At 73.1% G+C, this 20404-nt stretch carries 18 protein-coding genes and 2 tRNA genes; 5 read left to right on the forward strand and 15 right to left on the reverse strand.

All coding sequences use genetic code 11. The features are described 5' to 3' along the window. Window positions 1-60 precede the first annotated feature (60 nt). Entirely contained in the window at window positions 61-327 is a 267-nt protein-coding gene (rpsT, locus tag ABZ930_RS05240) for a 30S ribosomal protein S20 (RefSeq protein ID WP_111668368.1), read from the forward strand. Window positions 328-632: 305 nt separating this feature from the next. Here rpsT and holA read toward each other — a convergent pair whose 3' ends face one another. The 8 genes from holA to leuS all read right to left on the reverse strand — a co-directional run bounded on the left by holA (window position 633) and on the right by leuS (window position 11402). Then, complete coding sequence (gene holA, locus ABZ930_RS05245; protein WP_361541742.1) at window positions 633-1616, reverse strand: DNA polymerase III subunit delta; 984 nt, start codon at window positions 1614-1616, stop codon at window positions 633-635. A gap of 52 nt (window positions 1617-1668) precedes the next feature. Further along, window positions 1669-1914, reverse strand: a complete 246-nt coding sequence (locus tag ABZ930_RS05250; RefSeq protein ID WP_361541745.1) for a hypothetical protein — start codon at window positions 1912-1914, stop codon at window positions 1669-1671. A 30-nt stretch (window positions 1915-1944) separates the two neighbouring features. Next, the gene (locus ABZ930_RS05255; RefSeq protein ID WP_361541748.1) at window positions 1945-2838 is read right to left on the reverse strand and encodes a YceI family protein; all 894 of its coding nucleotides are present in this window, start codon (window positions 2836-2838) and stop codon (window positions 1945-1947) included. Window positions 2839-3065: 227 nt separating this feature from the next. Beyond that, window positions 3066-5630 carry a ComEC/Rec2 family competence protein gene (locus tag ABZ930_RS05260; protein ID WP_361541751.1) on the reverse strand — a complete coding sequence of 855 codons (2565 nt, stop codon included), beginning with the start codon at window positions 5628-5630 and terminating at the stop codon, window positions 3066-3068. Next, on the reverse strand, window positions 5627-6604 hold the full coding sequence (locus ABZ930_RS05265; protein ID WP_361541754.1) for a ComEA family DNA-binding protein: 978 nt from the start codon (window positions 6602-6604) through the stop codon (window positions 5627-5629). Before ABZ930_RS05265 ends, ABZ930_RS05260 begins: the two co-directional genes overlap by 4 nt. A gap of 126 nt (window positions 6605-6730) precedes the next feature. Beyond that, window positions 6731-7579, reverse strand: coding sequence for a DegV family protein (locus tag ABZ930_RS05270; protein ID WP_361541757.1), 849 nt, complete (start codon window positions 7577-7579; stop codon window positions 6731-6733). A gap of 84 nt (window positions 7580-7663) precedes the next feature. Beyond that, the gene (locus ABZ930_RS05275; RefSeq protein WP_361541760.1) at window positions 7664-8359 is read right to left on the reverse strand and encodes a hypothetical protein; all 696 of its coding nucleotides are present in this window, start codon (window positions 8357-8359) and stop codon (window positions 7664-7666) included. A gap of 130 nt (window positions 8360-8489) precedes the next feature. Then, window positions 8490-11402, reverse strand: a complete 2913-nt coding sequence (gene leuS / locus ABZ930_RS05280; RefSeq protein WP_361541763.1) for a leucine--tRNA ligase — start codon at window positions 11400-11402, stop codon at window positions 8490-8492. A gap of 408 nt (window positions 11403-11810) precedes the next feature. On the opposite strand from leuS, the gene ABZ930_RS05285 reads away from it, so the two are divergent. Next, window positions 11811-13052: a cytochrome b/b6 domain-containing protein gene (locus tag ABZ930_RS05285; protein WP_361541766.1), complete on the forward strand. Its 1242-nt coding sequence runs from the start codon at window positions 11811-11813 to the stop codon at window positions 13050-13052. Beyond that, the gene (locus ABZ930_RS05290; RefSeq protein ID WP_361541769.1) at window positions 13049-14623 is read left to right on the forward strand and encodes an NADH-ubiquinone oxidoreductase-F iron-sulfur binding region domain-containing protein; all 1575 of its coding nucleotides are present in this window, start codon (window positions 13049-13051) and stop codon (window positions 14621-14623) included. Before ABZ930_RS05285 ends, ABZ930_RS05290 begins: the two co-directional genes overlap by 4 nt. Window positions 14624-14672: 49 nt before the next feature. On the opposite strand, the gene ABZ930_RS05295 is transcribed toward ABZ930_RS05290, so the two are convergent. After that, a tRNA-Ala gene (locus ABZ930_RS05295) sits at window positions 14673-14745 on the reverse strand. A 158-nt stretch (window positions 14746-14903) separates the two neighbouring features. On the opposite strand from ABZ930_RS05295, the gene ABZ930_RS05300 reads away from it, so the two are divergent. Continuing rightward, window positions 14904-16094, forward strand: a complete 1191-nt coding sequence (locus ABZ930_RS05300) for a glycosyltransferase 87 family protein (protein WP_361541772.1) — start codon at window positions 14904-14906, stop codon at window positions 16092-16094. Here ABZ930_RS05300 and ABZ930_RS05305 read toward each other — a convergent pair. The 3 genes from ABZ930_RS05305 to ABZ930_RS05315 form a co-directional block, all read right to left on the reverse strand. Next, the gene (locus ABZ930_RS05305) at window positions 16063-16296 is read right to left on the reverse strand and encodes a hypothetical protein (protein WP_003958744.1); all 234 of its coding nucleotides are present in this window, start codon (window positions 16294-16296) and stop codon (window positions 16063-16065) included. The genes ABZ930_RS05300 and ABZ930_RS05305 overlap by 32 nt on opposite strands. 3 nt (window positions 16297-16299) lie before the next feature. Then, window positions 16300-16536: a hypothetical protein gene (locus ABZ930_RS05310; protein ID WP_361542235.1), complete on the reverse strand. Its 237-nt coding sequence runs from the start codon at window positions 16534-16536 to the stop codon at window positions 16300-16302. 87 nt (window positions 16537-16623) lie between these two features. Beyond that, on the reverse strand, window positions 16624-17982 hold the full coding sequence (locus ABZ930_RS05315; protein ID WP_361542218.1) for an MFS transporter: 1359 nt from the start codon (window positions 17980-17982) through the stop codon (window positions 16624-16626). A 224-nt stretch (window positions 17983-18206) separates the two neighbouring features. Between ABZ930_RS05315 and ABZ930_RS05320 the strand changes: the two genes are divergently transcribed. Further along, a complete protein-coding gene (locus ABZ930_RS05320; protein WP_361541776.1) occupies window positions 18207-19097 on the forward strand; it encodes a helix-turn-helix transcriptional regulator in 891 nt (296 codons plus the stop codon). A gap of 20 nt (window positions 19098-19117) precedes the next feature. Here ABZ930_RS05320 and ABZ930_RS05325 read toward each other — a convergent pair. The 3 genes from ABZ930_RS05325 to rsfS all read right to left on the reverse strand — a co-directional run bounded on the left by ABZ930_RS05325 (window position 19118) and on the right by rsfS (window position 20402). Beyond that, window positions 19118-19190, reverse strand: a tRNA-Ala gene (locus ABZ930_RS05325). Between the two features lie 112 nt (window positions 19191-19302). Next, window positions 19303-19950 (reverse strand): histidine phosphatase family protein, encoded by a 648-nt coding sequence (locus tag ABZ930_RS05330; protein ID WP_361541779.1) that lies wholly within the window; start codon window positions 19948-19950, stop codon window positions 19303-19305. Further along, window positions 19947-20402, reverse strand: coding sequence for a ribosome silencing factor (gene rsfS, locus ABZ930_RS05335; RefSeq protein ID WP_361541782.1), 456 nt, complete (start codon window positions 20400-20402; stop codon window positions 19947-19949). The genes ABZ930_RS05330 and rsfS overlap by 4 nt, the downstream gene beginning before the upstream one ends. Window positions 20403-20404: the final 2 nt, after the last annotated feature.

Consider the following 20404-nt stretch of genomic DNA (forward strand, 5'->3'; position numbering starts at 1 on the left):
GAAAATCACCGGTACGGGTCCTTCACCGGCCCCGTGCCTGAACCTGCAAAGGCTCATTTCGTGGCGAACATCAAGTCCCAGATCAAGCGGAACAAGACCAACGAGAAGGCCCGGCTGCGCAACAAGGCCGTCAAGTCCTCTCTGAAGACCGCGATCCGCAAGGCCCGCGAGGCCGCTGCCGCGGGTGACACCGCGAAGGCCACCGAGTTCCAGCGCGCTGCCGCGCGTCAGCTCGACAAGGCCGTCGCCAAGGGCGTCATCCACAAGAACCAGGCCGCCAACAAGAAGTCGGCGCTTGCTTCGAAGGTCGCTTCCCTCCAGGGCTGAACCTGACCTGATCTGTCGCCGGTAGGACCCGGGCGGGCCCTCTCTCATCCGCCCCCGACCGGCCCCCGAGCCCGCACGCGGCCTGCGTTCGCCACGCGGGTGTGGGCTCACTCAGAGCGTGAACCGAGGCCCCGTCTTCCGATGAGGAAGGCGGGGCTTTTGGCGTGGCTTCTTGTCAGTCCGGCTGGCGGCAGGGCGGTAGGTCTTCTCAGCCCGTCCAGCGTTTGAGGACGAGGCCGAAGGCCGACAGGGGGGTCTGGGGGCGCAGCCTCCAGCAACGGCGGGACGGGGATACGGTCCCGCCGTCAGCCCCGCGCCCTGGCGGCCCGCGCCACACTGACGACGGCCTTCTCCAGGGCGTACTCGGGATCGTCCCCGCCCCCCTTGACCCCGGCATCCGCCTCGGCGACAGCCATCAACGCGGCGGCCACCCCGTCCGGCGTCCACCCCCGCATCTGCTGCCGCACCCGGTCGATCTTCCACGGCGGCATCCCCAGCTCCCGGGCCAGATCGGCGGGCCGCCCCCCACGCGCGGAGGACAGCTTCCCGATGGCCCGCACCCCCTGCGCCAGCGCACTGGTGATCAGCACCGGCGCGACCCCGGTGGCCAGCGACCACCGCAACGCCTCCAGCGCCTCCGCGGCCCGCCCCTCCACGGCACGGTCGGCCACGGTGAAGCTGGACGCCTCGGCCCGCCCGGTGTAGTACCGGGCGACGACGGCCTCGTCGATGGTCCCCTCGATGTCGGCGACGAGCTGCGCGGCGGCGGAGGCCAGCTCCCGCAGATCGCTGCCGAGGGAGTCGACGAGCGCCTGGCACGCCTCGGGCGTGGCCGACCGCCCGAGCGTGCGGAACTCGGAGCGCACGAACGACAGCCGGTCCGCGGGCTTGGTCATCTTCGGGCAGGCGACTTCCCGCGCCCCCGCCTTGCGCGCCGCGTCGAGGAGCCCCTTGCCCTTGGCGCCACCGGCGTGCAGCAGCACGAGCGTGATCTCCTCGGCGGGCGCGCCGAGATACGCCTTCACGTCCTTGACGGAGTCCGCCGACAGGTCCTGCGCATTGCGGACGACGACGACCTTGCGCTCGGCGAACAGCGACGGGCTCGTCAGCTCCGCGAGCGTCCCGGGCTGCAACTGATCGGAGGTGAGGTCGCGGACATCGGTGTCGGCGTCGGCGGCCCGGGCAGCGGCCACCACCTGCTGCACCGCGCGGTCGAGCAGCAGGTCCTCCTGGCCCACCGCGACGGTGAACGGGGCGAGGGGATCATCGTGTGCAGTCTTCCTGGCCATCGCGGTCAAGCATCCCACGCGCCACTGACAACCCGGCCCGGCGATCCGGGGTTCAGGACCGCTCGCGCCACCCGTCCCACTCCCCCGCGAACCCGTCCAGCTCCTCGGGGTCGAGCCGCCCCTCGGCGTCCTCCACGACCACCAGCCACTGCGCGTCCTCGGCGTCGTCCTCTCCGGCCAGCGCGTCCCGTACGAGCTGCGGCTCCTCGGTCACGCCGAAACGGTCGGCCAGCGCTTCGGCGGCCTCCTCGGCCGCGTCGCGGTCGGGCAGCACCAGCACGTGTCTCTCATCGCTCACGGGACCATCTTCTGTCACCGGCAGTGGTGATCAGTCCTCGGACCGGTCCTGGGGCACGATCTGCACGTCGAGCTCGATGCGGACGCTGGAGCCGACGACGGCGATGCCGCGGGCCAGCATCGTCTGCCAGCTGACCGTGAAGTCGTCGCGGTGCAGTTCGGTGGTGGCCCGGCAGGCGGCGCGGGTCTCGCCCTCCATGCCGTTGCCCAGGCCCAGGTACTCGGCGTCGAGCGTGACCGTGCGGGTCACACCGTGCAGCGAGAGCGCGCCGGTGATCCCCCAGCGGGTGCCGCCCTTGTGCACGAAGCGGTCGCTGTAGAACTCCAGGGTCGGGAAGCGGTCGACGTCGAGGAAGTCGGCGGACCTGAGGTGGTCGTCGCGCATCTTCACGTTCGTGTCGATGGACGAGGCGTCGATGACGACGTGCATCGCGGACTGCTCGATGCGGTCGGCGACCCGCAGCGCGCCGGCGAAGGTGTTGAACCGGCCGTGGACCCGGGCGAGCCCGATGTGCCGCGCGGTGAACGCGATCGAGGAGTGCGTCGGCTCGATCTCCCACTCGCCGGGCTCGGGCAGCTGGGGCCGCGGCGCGACCTGGAGCATGACGTCGCCGAGCGAGGCGTGCGCGCTCTCGGCGACGGTGGCGCTGACCCGGTGGGGCGCGAACCCCTCGGCCGAGACGGCGAGGCGGTAGTCCCCGGCGGGCACGGCCGCCATGAACGAGCCGAACGGGTCGGTCCCCCCGCTCACCACCTTGCGCCCCATCGCGTCGCTGACCGCGAGCTCGGCGCCGCGCACCGGTTCGTTGACCGGGTCGAGAACCCGGCAGCTCAGGACGCCCGCGCTGGGCGGGACCGTCACCGCCGCCAAGGGATTCGCCCTTTGAGTCCGGTTCGTACGGTTTCCCAGCCTGCGGCCGAACATGAACTACCCACCCCAGTACGCCTTGACGAGTGTCGTCACTTCTTCAACGAAGAAACATTCGACCACCGTTGCGGCATTCGAGGCAACACAGCCCCATTTCTACTCACCGGTAGTATTTCGGCGACATCGCACAGCGCACTCACAGTGACCCGAGAATTTCCCCGGACTTCGCTTCCTGGACGGTCGGGCCGGATCTCACCGCTCCCGTGTTCGCCGGTCCAACGCGGTCAGGGTCCGCTGTGCGCCACCTCCAGCCCCGCTGCGCCCCGGGCGCCCGGCCCACCGCTCACGACGGCGATCGCCCCGTCCAGGTCCGTCCGCAGCACCGCGGTCCCCTGCGCCCGCAGCGCCGCCATGGTCCGCGGAGCCGGATGCCCGTACGGATTTCCGGCCCCCGCGCTGATCAACGCGAGCCGGGGCGCGACCCGCCGCAGCAACCCCGGATCCTGGTAGGCCGAACCGTGGTGGGCGACCTTCAGCACGTCCACCCGGGACAGCCCGGCACCCGCGCCGCTCCTCACCAGCGCGCGCTGCGCGGCCGGTTCGAGATCGCCGAGCAGCAGCAGGGTCAGCCCTCCGGTGCGCACCAGCAGCGTGACGCTCGCGTCGTTCGGCCCGTCCGGGTCGGGCGCGGGGCGCGGCGGGGGCCACAGGACCTGCCAGTCGAGGGGGCCGCTGCTGCGCCGCTCCCCCGCCACCGCCCGGATCATGGTGAGTCCGTGCGCCGCCGCGAGCCGCCGGACGAAGGCGGCCTGGTCGGCCGGCTCGGCGAAGCCCGTCGTCTCGATCGCCCCGACCGACCGTCCCCGCAACACCCCCGGCAGCCCCGCCACATGGTCCGCGTGGAAGTGCGTGAGCAGCACCAGCGGGATCCGGGTGATGCCCAGCGCGCGCAGGCACCGGTCGACGCGCACCGGGTCGGGCCCGGCGTCCACCACGATCCCGGCCCCCGCCCCGGCGGCGAGCACCAGCGCGTCCCCCTGCCCGACGTCGCACATCACCAGCCGCCACCCCGGCGGCGGCCAGCCCGTGATCACGCGCGTCAGGGGCGCCGGCTGCACCACGAGCACAAGGAGCAGCAGCACACAGGCCCCGCGGGTCCAGGCGGACGTGAGCACCCTGCGCCCCACGACGACCAGCACCACCGTGCCGACCGCGAGCAGCGCTCCCCCGCGCCAGCCGCCCGGCCAGTCCACACCGCTGCCCGGCATCGCGGCTCCCGTCCGCGCGATCCGGGCGATCCAGCCCGCCGGCCAACTCGCGCACCAGGCGCAGAACTCCGCCACCGGCATCGCGAACGGCGCCGCAGCGAGCGCCGCGAACCCCAGCACGGTCGCGGGCGCGACGGCGAACTCCGCGAGCAGATTGCAGGGCACCGCCACCAGGCTCACCCGCGCCGCGAGGACGGCCACCACGGGCGCGCAGACGGCCTGGGCGGCGGCCGCCGCGCCGAGCGCCTCGGCGAGCCGCCCGGGCACCCGGCGCCCGCGCAGCGCGGCGCTCCAGCGCGGGGCGAGGGTGAGCAGCGCCCCGGTGGCGAGCACCGACAGCAGGAAGCCGTAACTCCGGGCCAGCCAGGGGTCGTAGAGGACGAGCAGCAGCACGGCCGTGGCGAGGGCCGGGACGAGGGATCTGCGGCGGCCGGTGGCGACGGCGAGCAGGGCGATCAGCCCGCACGACGCCGCCCGCAGCACGCTCGGCTCCGGCCTGCACACCACGACGAAGCCGAGGGTCAGCCCGCCGCCGAGCACCGCGGTCGTCCGGAGCGACAGGCCGATCCTGGGCGCGAGCCCCCGTCTCTCGACGAGGTGCGCGGTGCCCGGCGGGCCGATCAGCAGGGCCAGCAGGATCGTGAAGTTGGCGCCGCTGACAGCCGTCAGATGAAGCAGGTCGGTCGCCTCGAACGCGGCGTGCAGCTCCGGTGTGACCCGCGCCGTGTCCCCGACGACGAGGCCGGGCAGCAGGGCGCGCGCGTCCGCGGGCAGATCGTCCGTCGCCCGGCGCAGTCCCGCGCGCAGGGCGCCGGCCAGCCGCTGCGGCCCGCTCGGCGCGCCCACCACGCGAGGCCGCTCGCCCGCGCCGACCCGCAGCACCGCCGCCCGGTCGCCGCCGTCCAGGGGCGGCGCGAGCGCGCCCGTGACCCGCAACCGCGTGGTCGGCAGCCGGGACAGCCAGGGGCTGCCGCGCGGCCCGGCGCCCGGATCGCCGGCCGCCGTCCTGTCCGTGTCCACGATGACCAGGACGGGGGCCCGGGTCCGGTACACCGCGCCGTCCGGCGCCGTCAGCCGCACCAGCTCCGCCTCGACGAGCACGGCGGCCGGCGCGGCGTGGTCCCCGCTGATCCGCGGCCGGGTGAGCCGGGGATCGGAGGTGATCTCCACCTCGGCGTCGACCCGGGCGTACCGGGCCGCGAGATCCGGTACTGGGCCGCGGCGCAGATCGGCTCCGTGCAGGCCGGCCGAGGCGGCCGCCGCCGCGGTGCAGAGGAGAAGCAGCGCGACGGAGGGGCTCCGCCAGGCGCGGGGTTCGTGGGATGCCGGATGGGCCCGGTGTGTGGTCGGGTGCGGGTCGTGTGGGGCTGGGCGCGCAGTTCCCCGCGCCTCTGCGGGGCGGCGGCCTGCGATCAGGAGCGCCGCCCCGCCGAGCGCGCAGAGCGTGGCCACCGCTGCCGCCCACCGTCCCGGGGCCGTCAGCAACAGCGCCGTCGTCGCCCAGGCCGCCAGCGCGGGCGGGACCAGTCTCAGGTCGAGGGGGCCTTCCTGGCGTGCGTCCGCCTCGTCGGTACCCGTCATGGCCGGACCAGATTGCGCAGGTCCTCGAAGCGGCGGTCCCCGATGCCGTTGACCTCGCGCAGTTCGTCCACCGAGCGGAAGCCTCCGTGCTCGGTGCGGTAGTCGATGATGTGCTGGGCCAGCACCGGGCCGACGCCGGGAAGGGTGTCGAGCTGTTCGGCACCGGCGGTGTTGAGGCCGATCGGCCCGGCGGGAGGAGCGGCGGCCGGGCTTGCGCCGGGGCTCCCGCTGCCGCCCGGCGGGGCCGCACCGGCCGCCACCGGCTCACCGACCAGTACCTGCTCGCCGTCGGTCAGCAGCCGCGCCCGATTGAGCCCCGCCGTGTCCGCGCCGGGGCGGACCCCACCGGCGGCCCGCAGCGCGTCCGCGACCCGGGCCCCGGCGGGCAGTCGCCGGATACCGGGGCGGCGCACCTTCCCGGCGACGTCCACGACGATCCCGGCACCGGCCGTCGGCGTGGACCCGGGCGCGGGCCCGGGCACGGGTGAAGGAACGGGGTCGGGCGCCGCCGGAGCCGCCGCCCGCACCGCCTCCGGGGCCCGCACCGGCTGCGTCCGCCCGGCCCAGAAATGCTGAACGGCGAAGAGCGCCGCGACGCAGAGCACCACGACCACGGCCAGCGCGCCCCGCCGCTCGACACCGCAGCGGGTCTGCACCCACAGCGGCAGCCGGTCGCGCACGCCCAGAGCGGCGCGCTCCCGCCACGACGAGCCCCGCTCTCCGACGGCGCCGGGTCCCCCATCCGGCGCGGGCGCCCCGGGCACGGGATCCCGCGCCGCGGGACCGTCCCGGCGGGGCGGGGCGAACAGGGCCTCCGCCCGCAGCCGCGTCTCCTCCTCGGCCCCGCCGCGGACGCGCCCGGGCCGCACGCGACGCCGGGTCCGACGTCGCTTCCGGGCGCGGCTGTCGGATGCGGGGCCGCGCCCCGGCCCGCTGGATGTCTGTGCTGTCCGCGACAGTGATCGAAGTGCCATGTCCGAGACGGTAGGCACCGCGTCACGAACTAGTGGATCTTGCTCAATTCCCGGGGACAACAGGCCAGTTGTGGAAAACTCCGTCACCCGCGCCAGCTACGCGCAGAGCGAGACCACCGCCACCGGCTACGCCCGCGGCGAGACCACCGCGCCGAGCAGCCCCGGCCCCGTGTGCGCCCCGATCACCGCTCCCACCTCGCTGACATGCAGCTCGCCGAGGCCCGGCACATGGTCGCGCAGCCAGTCCGCGAGGGCCTCCGCGCGCTCGGGTGCCGCGAGGTGGTGCACGGCGATGTCGACCTGTCCGCTGCCAGCGCGCTCGGCGACGATCTCCTGGAGCCGCGCGATCGCCTTGGACGCCGTACGGACCTTCTCCAGGAACTCGATACGGCCGCCGTCGAGCTGCAACAGCGGCTTGACCGCGAGCGCCGAGCCGAACAGTGCCTGCGCGGCCCCGATCCGCCCGCCGCGGCGCAGATAGTCCAGGGTGTCGACGTAGAAGTAGGCGGAGGTGCCCGCGGCCCGCTTCTCCGCCGCTGTCACCGCCTCGTCGACGGTGCCGCCGGCGTCCGCCGTCTCCGCCGCCGCGAGCGCGCAGAAGCCGAGCGCCATGGCGACCATTCCGGTGTCCACCACCCGCACCGGGACGGGAGCCCCACGCGCCGCGAGGACCGCCGCGTCGTAGGTGCCGGAGAACTCGGACGACAGGTGCAGCGAGATGATGTCGGTGGCGCCGGACTCGGCGACCTCGCGGTAGGTCTCGGCGAACAGCTCGGGGCTGGGCCTCGACGTCGTCACCGGCCGGCGCTTCTGCAGCGCCTCGGCGAGTGAGCGGGCGGAGATCTCCGTGCCCTCCTCGAGCGCCCGGTCGCCCAGGACCACGGTCAGCGGCACCGCCGTGATGCCGTGGCGCTCCATCGTCCGCTGCGGCAGGTAGGCCGTTGAATCGGTGACGATCGCGACATGGCGGGACATGCACCGGAGATTACCCGGCGCGGCCCGCCGTCGGCAGCCCGGCCCCCGGCCACCGGCGTCCGTCGGCCGACGAGCGGCCGGGGATCAAGTCGTACTCTCCGGACGGGGTTTCTTCTGCCACGGATACGTCGGTCGCACACCTGGCGGCGCGATCGCGGACCGGTCCGGTTTCTTTCGCCCGGCCGTGGCGGACCCGGCCTCGGTCGCCTCCGGCGCCGCCGACGTGTCCGGGGCGGGCTCGGTCGTCCAGTGCCGCAGGGCGCCCGCCTCCACGTCGATCTGCGTCCGCAGCGCGTCCAGGTCGTCGCTCGCGAACCGGCTCGCCCGGTCGCGGGCAGCGTGCCGCAGCGCGTCGGCGGACTGGGTGATCTGCTGCGCACGCGACCGCAGCTCCGGCAGCAGACGCGCGACCTGCGCCCTGTCGGGCTCGCTCTCCAGGCGCTTCAGCTCGTCGTCCAGCTCGTGGCCGTGCGCGCTCAGCCGCCCGAAGAGGTCGAGGGACTCCTTGAGGGACTCGTCCTCGGCCACGCGCGCGTGCAGCGCGTCCTGGGTGGCGCGCATGGAGCCGCGCAGTCTCAGCCGCAGCTGGGCCAGCTCGCTGGCCGCACCGGGCTGGAAGCTCTTGGCCCGCAAGGTGGTGTCCTCCACGGTCCTGCGGGCCTGCGCCACCGTGCGGTCCACCCCGCGCTTGGCCGCGCCGACCGCCTTCACCGTCGCGTACGCGCCGAGGGCGACGAACGCGATGAAGATCAGCGCCACGATCACCAGCACAGCTTCCACGGCGCTCCTCCGATTCGTCCGCCCGCCCCGTCCGACTCCTCGGACCCGTCCTTCCACCGTAAACGGACCGGGCAGGCCGGGGGTTCCATCGGAACCCCCAACCTGCCCGTAGGGAACAACCCTGAGTGCCTTACGCGGGCACGATGTTCACCAGCTTCGGCGCCCGCACGATCACCTTGCGGATGCCGGCGCCGTCCAGCGCCGCGACGACCTTCTCGTCGGCCAGGGCGATCTTCTCCAGCTCCTCGTCGGAGATCGACGGGGAGACCTCCAGGCGGGCCTTGACCTTGCCCTTGATCTGGACGACGCAGGTCACCGACTCGTCGACGACGTAGCCCGGGTCGGCGACGGGGAAGTCCTGGTGGACGACCGAGTCCGTGTGCCCCAGCTTGCGCCACAGCTCCTCGGCGACGTGCGGGGCCAGCGGCGCGACCAGCAGCACCAGGCGCTCGGCGACCGAGCGCGGCAGCGCGCCACCCGCGTACGACTTGACCAGGTGGTTGTTCAGCTCGGTGACCTTGGCGATGGCGGTGTTGAACCGCATCCCCTCCAGGTCGCCGCGCACCCCGTCGATCGCCTTGTGCAGGGCGCGCAGCGTCGCCTCGTCGATGTCCGCCTCGGCGGTGTCGACGACGGTGGCCTCACCGGTCGTCTCGTCGACGATGTTGCGCCACAGGCGCTGCAGCAGCCGGAACTGGCCGACCACCGCGCGCGTGTCCCACGGCCGCGACACGTCCAGCGGGCCCATCGCCATCTCGTACAGGCGCAGGGTGTCCGCGCCGTACTCCTCGCAGATCTCGTCCGGCGTGACGGCGTTCTTCAGGGACTTGCCCATCTTGCCCAGCAGACGGGAGACCTTCTCGCCCTGGTAGTAGTACGCGCCGTCGCGCTCCTCCACCTCGGCGGCGGGGACGGCGATACCGCGCGCGTCCCGGTAGACGTAGGCCTGGATCATGCCCTGGTTGAACAGCTTGTGGAAGGGCTCGGCCGAGGAGATGTGGCCCAGGTCGAACAGCACCTTCGACCAGAAACGGGCGTACAGCAGGTGCAGCACGGCGTGCTCGGCGCCGCCCACGTACAGGTCGACGCCGCCGGTGGGCTGACCCTCGCGCGGGCCCATCCAGTACTGCTCGACGGCCGGGTCGACCAGCTTCTCGCTGTTGCGCGGGTCCAGGTAGCGCAGCTCGTACCAGCACGATCCGGCCCAGTTGGGCATGGTGTTGGTCTCGCGGCGGAACGGGCGCGGCCCGCGGCCGTCGCCCAGGTCCAGGGTGACGTTGACCCAGTCCTCGTTGCGCGACAGCGGCGTCTCGGGCTCGGTGTCGGCGTCGTCCGGGTCGAAGGTGCGCGGGGTGTAGTCGTCGACCTCCGGCAGCTCCAGCGGCAGCATCGACTCGGGCAGCGCGTGGGCGATGCCGTCCTCGTCGTAGGCGATCGGGAAGGGCTCGCCCCAGTAGCGCTGGCGGCTGAACAGCCAGTCACGCAGCCGGAAGTTGACCGTGCCGTGGCCGATGCCCTTGCGGGCCAGCCACTCGGTCATCCGGGCCTTGGCGTCGGCGACGCCCAGGCCGTCCAGGGAGATCTCGTCGCTCGCGGAGTTGACCAGCTTCGCCTCGTACGCGACGAACGCGTCGTCCCACGTCGCCGGGTCCGTGCCGCGGTCGTCGCTCGGCTCGACGACACAGCGCATGGGCAGTTCGAAGGCGCGCGCGAACGCGAAGTCGCGGGCGTCGTGCGCCGGGACGGCCATGATCGCGCCGGTGCCGTAGCCCATCAGCACGTAGTCGGCGATGAAGACCGGGACCTGCTCGCCGCTGACGGGGTTGCGCGCGTACGCGCCCGTGAAGACGCCGGTCTTGTCCTTGGCCTCGGCCTGACGCTCGACGTCCGACTTGGAGGCGGCCTGCTTGCGGTAGGCGGCGACGGCCTCGGCGGGCGTCGCGTGACCGCCCGTCCACACGTCGTGGGTGCCCTCCGGCCAGGCGGCGGGGGTGATCTTCTCGACCAGGTCGTGCTCGGGCGCCAGCACCATGTAGGTGGCGCCGAACAGGGTGTCCTGGCGGGTCGAGAAGACCGTGATGACGTCGTCGGAGGAGTCGAAGCCGAAGTCGATGCGGGCGCCTTCGGAGCGGCCGATCCAGTTGCGCTGCTGCAGCTTGATCGCCTCGGGCCAGTCCAGGCCGTCCAGGTCGTCGATCAGGCGGTCCGCGTAGGCGGTGATGCGCATGTTCCACTGGCGCAGCTTGGCCTTGAAGACGGGGAAGTTGCCGCGCTCGGAGCGGCCGTCGGCGGTGACTTCCTCGTTGGCCAGGACGGTGCCCAGGCCCGGCGCCCAGTTCACGGGCGCGTCGGAGGCGTACGCCAGGCGGTACTCGCCCAGGACGTCGGCGCGCTCGGCCTCGGTCAGCGCGGACCACGCACCGCCGCCGGGAACCGCGCGCTCACCGGTCTCGAACTGCTGGACCAGCTCGGCGATCGGACGGGCCTTCTTCAGCTCGTCGTCGTACCAGGAGTTGAAGATCTGCAGGAAGATCCACTGCGTCCACTTGTAGTACTCCGGGTCGATCGTGGCGAACGACCGGCGCTTGTCGTGCCCCAGGCCCAGGGCGCGCAGCTGCGCCTTCATGTTCTCCATGTTGGCCTCGGTCGACGTGCGCGGGTGGGTGCCCGTCTGCACGGCGTACTGCTCGGCCGGCAGGCCGAACGCGTCGAAGCCCAGGGTGTGCAGCACGTTGTGGCCGTTCATGCGCTGGAAGCGCGCGAAGACGTCCGTGGCGATGTAGCCCAGCGGGTGGCCGACGTGCAGACCCGCACCCGAGGGGTACGGGAACATGTCCATGATGAACTTCTTCGGGCGGGCGGCGACCGCCCGGGCCTCGTCGGTCTCCCCGGACAGGTCACCGGTCGGGTTCGGCGCCTCGTACGTGCCGTGCTCGTCCCAGAAGTCCTGCCAGCGTGCCTCGATGTCGGCGGCCATGGCCGCCGTGTAGCGGTGCGGCGCGACCGCCGCCTCGGAAGCGGCGGCGGTGTTCGTCTCGCTCATGATCCTCAAAGCTCCATCGATCGTCTCTGCCTGCGGCCCCGGCTTTTGGAAATGAAAAAGCCCCTCGCACAGGAGGGGACGCCGCGCCGATGCCGACCTCACGCCTGGGGCGGGTCGGGACTGATCAGCGCGGCTCACTAAGCAGAAGGCGTACGGCACGCATGGCGTCAGGGTACCGCAGCCCCCGCACGGGCCGCGACGGGCTTCCACGCGCCCCACCGGGCATCCCGGGTTACTCCGCGTACCAGCCTCTATCGGGGCATCACAAATACCAGGCTTCCTCTAGATAACGGCGAGATAACTCAAACCTCGTACTGGCTGGTATTCGGCGACCTAGAGTGCGGGCTGTGGGTCCACTGTGCCGAACCTTTCGGAGTCGCCCCCATGAACCCTCGAACCCCTCACATAGTGAACTCTCCGCGTACGACGCGGAGTTCACGCACCACCGGTAACAGCCGCCGCGCGACCACGGGGGTGTTCAGCGCGGCGGTGCTCCTGCTCGGCCCCCTGATCGTGGTCACGGGGAGCGACGCCTTCAGAGCGGCGCTCGACTTCACCACGGGGGTGCTGTCCCTGGTGTCGCTCTCGGCGTCCGTCGTCTGGGGCCTGGTGGCCTCGGACCGGCTGTTCCTCACCTCACGGCAGCGGCTGCTGTCCCAGGCCGTCCACCGGACCACGGCGGTCGCCTCGCTGGGCTTCCTGCTGCTGCACGTCAGCGTGAAGCTGGCGCTCGCGCACGTGACGCTCATCGGGGCGCTGATCCCGTTCGGCATGGGCGTCACCGGCAGCAGCGGCCTGATCGGCCTCGGGGTGCTCGCCGGGCTCCTGATGGTGACCACCGGCATCACCGGCGCGCTGCGCAGCTCCATGGCCTCCCCGGCCCGGCTCGCCGCCCGCTGGCGCGCGACCCACATGCTCGCCTATCCGGCCTGGTGCTTCGCCCTGATGCACGGCCTGTACGCGGGCCGGCCACCGAAGACGTACGTGACCGTCCTGTACTGCCTGTGCCTGCTCGCGGTCGCCGGCGCCGTGGCCCTGCGCGCGGCACCGAGGCCCGTGAAGGCCAAGGTCGCGGCCCGCATCCTCACCCTCCTCGACCGGGACACCCGCGCCGGCCGCGGCCCACGCGGGATGAGCGGGACGAGCCGCGCGGCCGAGCGGCCGCCCGAGCCCGTGAGTGAGACCCCGGCCCGCCCCGCGCCGCCCGACGCCGGGTTCGCGGCCGCCTATCGCGCCGTGTCGACCGCCCCGCGCGCGGAGGCGATCACCGAATCGATCCCCTACGTACAGGCGACGCCGTACGCCGCACCCACGGAACCGCTCCCGCCGGTGAACCCCACGGGCCCCGTCGCAGACCCTGTCGACCCCCTGACGGCCCCCATGAACATCGTCGAACCGGCCGCCACCCAGCGCTGGCCCGCCCCCTCTCCCCCGCCCCCGGCCGAGGCCCCGCCGTCCGCGTACGACCCCTCGTACGACACGCCCTACGGAGGCGTGCCCCGGTACGAGGCCACCTATGGCAGCCCGTACGGGAACGACACCCCCTACGGCACCCACGACACCGGCGCACCCGCCGCACCGCCCCCCGACCCCTTCCAGCCACCGTCCTCCGGTGAGCCCTGGTCCACGCCCTACGGAGGACCGCAGTGAACACGGCACTGCCCGACGTCCCGGAAGTACGCGTCGTCGGCCTTCCCCAGCTCACCGCCGGGTTCGACCTGGTGGAGCGGCTCGACCTCGACATGCATCTGAAGGTGCACGGCCCGCTGGAGCCCCTGGCGGGCGAGCAGCTGGCGCGGCTGGCCCAGGCCGTGTCGCTGCGCGGCCGGGGCGGCGCGGGCTTCCCGTTCGCCAAGAAGCTGCGCGCGGTCGCCGAGTCCGCGATCCGGCGCGGGGTGCGCCCCGTGGTCGTCGTCAACGGCAGCGAGGACGAGCCGGCCTGCCGCAAGGACACGGTGCTGCTCAACCGGGCCCCGCACCTGATCCTCGACGGCGCCCTGCTGGTCGCCGAGGCGCTCGGCGCGCGCACCCTCGTCGTGGGCGTGACCCGCGACTCCACCGAGGCCTCGATGCAGGCGGCCTTCGCCGAGCGCGGCCTGACCAACCGGCGAAACGCCCCGCTCCGCGCGCGCGTGCAGCGCAATCCGGTGCGCATGGTCACCGGGGAGTCGTCGGCGCTGATCCGCTCGGCGGACGGCGGCCCGCCGATGCCGCCCGGCCGCAAGGTCCGCGCCTCCGACTCCGGGGTCGGCGGCGCCCCCACCCTCCTGTCGAACGCGGAGACCTTCGCGCAGCTCGCCATCGCCGCCCGCACCGGACCCGAGCGCTACTGCCGCACCGGCCTGCACGACGAGCCGGGCACCGTGCTGCTCACCCTCTCCGGCGCGGTCGCCCGCCCCATGGTCCTGGAGGTCCCCTCGGGCGTCCCGCTGCGCTACGTCCTTCAGCTCGCCGGCGCTCCCCCGCTCCCCCAGGGCGTCCTCACGGGCGGCTACCACGGCAAGTGGCTCGACGGGGTCGGGGCGCAGGACGCGATCGTCTCGCGGGCCTCCCTGGAGGCCTGTGGCGGGGCGCTGGGCGCGGGCGCGATCCTGCCGATCGGCCCGGACACCTGCCCGCTGGGCGAGGCCCTGAAGGTCGCCCAGTGGCTGGCGGCGGAGAGCGCGGGCCAGTGCGGTCCCTGCTATCTGGGGCTGCCGGCGGCGGCGCGCGGCCTGGAGGACGTCCTGAACGGCGGCGGCCCGACCGCACTGGAGGCGCTGCGGGAGGTGACCCGCGCGGTGAAGCGCCGGGGCGCCTGCAAGCACCCCGACGGTTCGGCCGCGTTCATCGAGTCGACGATCTCCGCGTTCACCGACGACCTGGCCGCGCACGTGCTGGGCGCCGGGTGCGGGCGGCCGGTGCGCGGGGTGCTGCCGCTGCACACCGAGGCTCCGGCGAGCGCCGCCCCGAGCGGCAAGCGGCTCGCCGTCGACTGGACGCTGTGCCAGGGCCACGGCCTGTGCGCGGACATCGTGCCGGAGCTGATCCAGCTGGGCCCCGACGGCTTCCCCTCGGTCGCGGAGGCGGCGGTGCCGCGCTACTCGGAGGCGAACGCGGTGCGGGCCGTACGCCGCTGCCCGGCCCTCGCCCTGCGCATCGAGGGCGACCCCGCGGCGCTCCCGCCGCGCCCCGCGACACCGCCCGCGCTGCCGCCGGGCCGCAGCCGCGCCCGGAGGTGAACACACGAGAGCGGGCCATCCGAATCGGATGGCCCGCTCTCAATTCCTGTGGAGCTAAGGAGAATTGAACTCCTGACCTCCTGCATGCCATGCAGGCGCTCTACCAACTGAGCTATAGCCCCTTGCGATGTACTGCCGTGGTGTCCTTCAGGTCTTCCCTGTCGGTTTCCCCGGCGGCGACGCCAACATTACACGGTCCCCCGGGTGCACCACCAAATCGTTTCCGTTCTGCCCCGCCTTGTTGGGAAAAGATCCTTATGGGGCCACTACGGTGCGTCCCGTGACCGCGCTCGTCCTGCCCCGTACCCACCGCCGTGTCTCCGTATCCCTGGGAGTCTGTCTGCTCTCCTTCGTGAGCTTCTGGATCGCCCAGCGCGCGGCTCACGTCTCGATGATCGACCTGCTCGTCTACCGGGCGGAGGGCGCGACGGTGCGGGCGGGCGGCGACCTGTACGCGCTCCGGGCGACCCACGCCGGGCTGCCGACCACGTACCCGCCCTTCGCCGCGCTGCTCTTCACACCGCTGACCCTGCCGGACGTCGCGTCCCTGCGGGTCGCGGCGACGGCGCTGAACCTCGCCCTGCTCGTCGCGTTCGTCCATCTCTCGCTGCTGCTGGTGCGACGGCACGCGCGCGTGGAGCAGTCGTTGTGGGTGGCGGCGGGCGCCGTGTGGTGCGAACCGGTGTGGACGACCCTGCGCTACGGCCAGGTCAATCTGCTGCTCGCCGTGCTCGTCCTGTGGGACCTGACCCGGCGGCCCGGGCACCGCTGGGCGGGGATGGGCATCGGGGTGGCCGCGGCGATCAAGCTGACCCCGGCGCTGTTCGCGGTGTTCCTGCTGTGCACGGGCCTCGCCCTCGCGGCCGCCCGGGGCGCGTGGCGGCCGTGGCTCCGCGCGGCGGCCGTGGCGGCCGGCACGTTCGCCGGTGTCACGGCACTGGCCGCCGTGGTCCTGCCCCGCGACTCGTGGCACTTCTGGACCCGGACGGTCTTCGAGGCGAGCCGGGTCGGGCACGCCGAGGAGACCGCGAACCAGTCGCTGCGCGGGGTGCTGGCGCGGCTGCTGCACACCGCCGACCCGGGCCTGTGGTGGGTCCTGGTGGCCGCCGCGGTCGGAGCCGCGGGCCTCGCGGTGGCGGTCGCGGCGGCGCTGCGCGGACGACGGGCGCTCGCCGTCGTGGTGTGTGCGACGACGGCGCTCCTGATCAGTCCGGTCTCCTGGTCGCACCACTGGGTGTGGTGCGTGCCGCTGGTCCTCCTGGTGTGGGAGGCGGGCCGCCGCCGCACCGCGGCCGTCCTCGGGACGCTGTTCTGCTCGTACGCCCTGTGGTGGGTGCCGCACGGCGGGGACCGGCCCGAACTGCACCAGAACGGTGTCCAGTTGCTCCTGTCCGCGCTCTACACGTGCGTGGGCTGCGCCTTGCTGGCGCACGCCTCGGTCAGGCTGTGGCGAACGAGTAGAACCGCTTGAGCGTGCAGTGCTCGTCGAGCAGCCGGCCGTAGATCGGCTCGCCCTCCAACTCCCGGTACGTCTCGATCGGGTCGCCTTTTATGATCAGCGCCCGCGCGCACTCCTCGCACCAGTACTGGTACTCGGGGTTCAGAGGCTCCATGTCGCGCACGATGGGCGTACCGCTGCCGCACCAGTCGCACTTCCTCCTGTGTGCACCCATCAATCAGCTCCAGCTGTGGCCGCAGGCCGTGCACACGTACGACACCCCGCCGTTGTCACCCAGCATCTGGGCGACATGGGAGGAACCGCAGGACGGACAGTTGAGAAGCACCCGGGTGCCGCGCGAGGCGACCTCCTGGGCCTGGACTTCGGGGGCCGGCGCGGACGGGGACGGGGGCTCGGCGGATATCGCTGTCGCACCGAGGAGGCGGTCGGCCTTCTCGTTGATGCTCGCGGGCATCGCGCACTCCCTCCCGTCGGGCCGTCTTCTTCGGTCGGACGCAGCCCCTCCCGGCCGTCCGATTCTGCCACGGCCGGAGCAATACGGTCAGCGACGCCTGCGTACCAGTCCGGACACGGCGCCCACGACCGCCACCGAGGCCAGCGCGTAGGCGCAGATCAGAAGCGCGTCCGAAGAGTTGTACGCCCCAGGGACCCGCAGCGACTCAACGCGGGCGAGAAAAAGTGTGCCGAAACCGGCGACGCCGATCAGCATGCCGAGCTGGGTCACGGTGGTGAGCAGTCCGCTGGCGTCGGCCGCGTCCTCGGGCCGCACCGTCGACAGGGCGCCGGTGAGCGTCGGGCTGAAGGCGAGCGAGAGGCCCGCGCCGATCGCCACGAAGGCCGCGTACAGCCCGGCCCCGCCGTCTCCCCCGCCGCGCAGGGCGAGCCCCGTGCCGAGCGCTCCGGCCGCCGCGAGGGCGAACCCGGCCGGGATCAGGGCCCGTTGCCACCGCACCGGCCAGCGCCGCCAGGTCAGGCCCACGGCGCCGAACGCGACCGCGGTGGGGGCGACGGTCAGCCCGGCGCGCAGCGGGCCGTCGCCCAGGCCGCTCTGGAGGTGCAGGGTGAGCGCGAAGAGGTAGCCGGCGTTCACGGCCATCACGGCGAGCACCCGGAACACGGCCAGGCCGATGCCGGGCAGCCTCAGCACCCGGGGCACGATCAGCGGTGCCCCGCCGCGCCGGGCGAGAACGGACTCGTAGCCGCAGAACAGGGCGAAGAGCACGACGGCGGACGCCAGGCAGAGCCACGACCACAGCGGCCAGTCCTGCTCCTGGCCGAGCACCAGCGGCACGGTCAGCAGCGACACCGAGCCGGCGAGCAGCACGAGCCCCACCAGGTCGAGGGAGCGGCCCGCGGCGCGCCGGGCGTCGGCGGGCAGCGCGCTCCGGCCGATGATCAGCAGGGCCACGCCGACGGGCACGTTCACCAGGAACGCGGCGCGCCAGCCGGTGCCGAACAGGTCCGCGCCGACCAGCAGCCCGCCGAGCACCTGCCCGGCGGCGGCGCCCACCGCGAGGGCCGCCGCGTACAGACCGAGCGCCCGGGTGCGGGCCTCCCCGGCGAAGTGCCGCTGGATGAGGCTGAGCACCTGCGGCACCAGCAGGGCCGCGCCGGCCCCCTGCACCATGCGGAAGGCGATCAGCTGGCCGCCGCTCTGCGCGAGCCCGCAGGCGAGCGAGGCCGCGGTGAACACGGCGAGCCCGCCGAGCACGGCCCGCCGGTGCCCGAACAGGTCGCCGAGCCGGGCGCCGGTGATCAGCAGGACGGCGTAGGTGATGGTGTATCCGGCGACGATCAGCTGCAACGCGGAGCCGGAGGCGTGGAGTTCGGTGCGGACGGTGGGGGCGGCGACGTTCACGATGAACACGTCGAGGACCGCCATGAACTGCGCGGTCAGCACCACCGCGAGCAGCCGGCCCGGGCCGCGCGCGGTGCTGTTGTCGGTGCTGTTGTCGGCGCCGGGGGCTTTACTGGATCCGGGAGTTGGGGTTCGGGGACTTTCCGGGACGGTGGTCGTCATGCCGGGAGCGTGACGCCGATCGGGCACGGGTACCGAGAGCCCGCCGATGCTGGTACCGGCACCACCCGGTTCGTACCTTCCGGGGCCCGGCACGGGGGCACACGATGGGGGATGTGACGACGATGACCACGACGGAGCGGACCACGGGCAGGTCGCCGGACCGCCGCAGGCCGGAGCTGGCCGCCTTCCTGCGCGGTCGCCGCGCGAGAGTCACCCCCGAGGACATGGGCATGCCCGCGGGCCCGCGCCGGCGCACCCCCGGTCTGCGCCGCGAGGAGGTCGCCCAGCTCTCCGGCGTCGGCGTCACCTGGTACACGTGGCTGGAGCAGGGCCGCCCGATCAATGCCTCGCCCCAGGTCCTGGACGCGGTCGCGCGCACCCTGCGGCTCGACCGGCCGGAGCGCGAGCACCTGTACCACCTGGCGGGCGTGCCGTTCTCGCCCGCGCACGAGGAGACCGCGCAGCCGGTGAGCCCCCAGGTGCAGGGCATCCTCGACTCCCTGGGCCCGCTGCCCGCGGTGGTCTACAACGCCCGGTTCGATCTGCTGGCGACCAATGCGGCCTACCGGGAGCTGTTCATCGTCGTCCCGACCCCGCCGCCCCGGATCCCCAATGCGCTGCGGACGCTCTTCCTGGCGCCCGAGGGGACCTGTCCCCTGGTGAACCGGGAGGCGGAGCTGCCCATGATGGTGGCGACGCTGCGGTCCGGCTACGGACGCCATGTGGGCGAGCCCGCCTGGGAGGGCTTCCTCCACGAGCTGGCGGCGGCCAGCCCCTTCTTCGCCGAGCTCTGGGAGAGCGGCGACGTAGCGCCTCCGGGGCCCCGCGTGAAGACGTTCCGGTGCGGCGGGGCGCCGGGAGAGCTGCGGATGACCTCGACGTCCCTGTCGATCGACGGGATGCCGGAGTGCCGGATCGTCGTGTACTCGCCCGCGGACGACGCGACCCGCGCCTATCTGGACAAGGATCCGGACAACGAAAAATCCCGCCCCTGACGGGACGGGATTTCTTTCTGTGGAGCTAAGGAGAATTGAACTCCTGACCTCCTGCATGCCATGCAGGCGCTCTACCAACTGAGCTATAGCCCCTTGCTTTCATTCGGTTTCCCGCCGGTTTCCCCGGCGGCCCGAACAAGAAGAACTTTAGCCTGCGACCTGCCAGAAAGTGAAATCCGGCCCCCGCGCCCAGGGGACCGGCCTCTCAGTCGTCGTCGCCGAGGACCGGCTCCGGCAGGGTGCCCGCGTTGTGCTCCAGCAGACGCCAGCCGCGCGCGCCCTCACCGAGGACGGACCAGCAGCAGTTCGACAGACCGCCGAGCCCCTCCCAGTGGTGGGACTCCAGGCCCAGGAGGCGGCCGATGGTGGTGCGGATGGTGCCGCCGTGGCTGACCACGACGAGCAGACCGTCATCGGGCAGCTTGTCCGCGTGCCGGAGCACCACGGGCGCGGCCCGGTCGGCGACCTCGGTCTCCAGCTCGCCGCCGCCGCGCCGCACGGACTCGCCGCGCTTCCACGCGGCGTACTGCTCGCCGTACTGCGCCTGGATCTCGTCGTGCGTGAGGCCCTGCCACGCGCCGGCGTACGTCTCCCGCAGACCCTCGTCGTACGTGATGTCGAGGCCGGTCAGCCGGACCAGCTCACCGGCGGTGGCCGCGGCCCGCTTGAGGTCGGAGGCGACGATCGCGTCCGGCTTCAGGGAGGCGAGCAGCCGGGCGGCGCGCCTGGCCTGCCCGACGCCGGTCTCGGTCAGCTCGATGTCCGTGGTGCCCTGGAAGCGGCGCTCCAGGTTCCACGAGGTCTGACCGTGCCGCCACAGGATGACCCGGCGACCGCGCGGAGCTGGCGTCAAAGGACCTCACCGCCGAGCTCCCGGATGTCCTCGGCGGCGGCCGCCTCCTCGCCCTTGGCGTGCTCGGCGCCCTTGCCGCGGGTGGCCTTGGCCTCCTCGGGCAGGTCCAGCTCGGGGCAGTCCTTCCACAGCCGCTCCAGGGCGTAGAAGACCCGCTCCTCGCTGTGCTGGACGTGGACGACGATGTCGACGTAGTCGAGGAGGATCCAGCGGGCGTCGCGGTCGCCCTCGCGGCGGACCGGCTTGACGCCGAGGTCCTTGCTCAGGCGCTCCTCGATCTCGTCCACGATGGACTTGACCTGGCGGTCGTTGGGCGCCGAGGCCAGCAGGAAGGCGTCCGTGATGGACAGCACGTCGCTGACGTCGTAGGCGATGATGTCGTGCGCGAGCTTGTCGGCGGCCGCCTGCGCGGCGACGTTGATGAGCTCGATGGAACGGTCAGTGGCGGTCACTA

It is taken from the genome of Streptomyces sp. NPDC046716 (genome assembly GCF_040645755.1).
GTDB lineage: Bacteria > Actinomycetota > Actinomycetes > Streptomycetales > Streptomycetaceae > Streptomyces.

Bases quoted from the DNA above. Each gene is read 5' to 3' on its own strand.
- ABZ930_RS05265 (WP_361541754.1), bottom strand. From the start codon at position 6,604: ATGGCACTTCGATCACTGTCGCGGACAGCACAGACATCCAGCGGGCCG.
- ABZ930_RS05255 (WP_361541748.1), bottom strand. From the start codon at position 2,838: ATGTTCGGCCGCAGGCTGGGAAACCGTACGAACCGGACTCAAAGGGCG.
- ABZ930_RS05305 (WP_003958744.1), bottom strand. From the start codon at position 16,296: ATGGGTGCACACAGGAGGAAGTGCGACTGGTGCGGCAGCGGTACGCCC.
- holA (WP_361541742.1), bottom strand. From the start codon at position 1,616: ATGGCCAGGAAGACTGCACACGATGATCCCCTCGCCCCGTTCACCGTC.
- ABZ930_RS05260 (WP_361541751.1), bottom strand. From the start codon at position 5,630: ATGACGGGTACCGACGAGGCGGACGCACGCCAGGAAGGCCCCCTCGAC.
- leuS (WP_361541763.1), bottom strand. From the start codon at position 11,402: ATGAGCGAGACGAACACCGCCGCCGCTTCCGAGGCGGCGGTCGCGCCG.
- ABZ930_RS05320 (WP_361541776.1), top strand. From the start codon at position 18,207: ATGGGGGATGTGACGACGATGACCACGACGGAGCGGACCACGGGCAGG.
- ABZ930_RS05270 (WP_361541757.1), bottom strand. From the start codon at position 7,579: ATGTCCCGCCATGTCGCGATCGTCACCGATTCAACGGCCTACCTGCCG.
- ABZ930_RS05310 (WP_361542235.1), bottom strand. From the start codon at position 16,536: ATGCCCGCGAGCATCAACGAGAAGGCCGACCGCCTCCTCGGTGCGACA.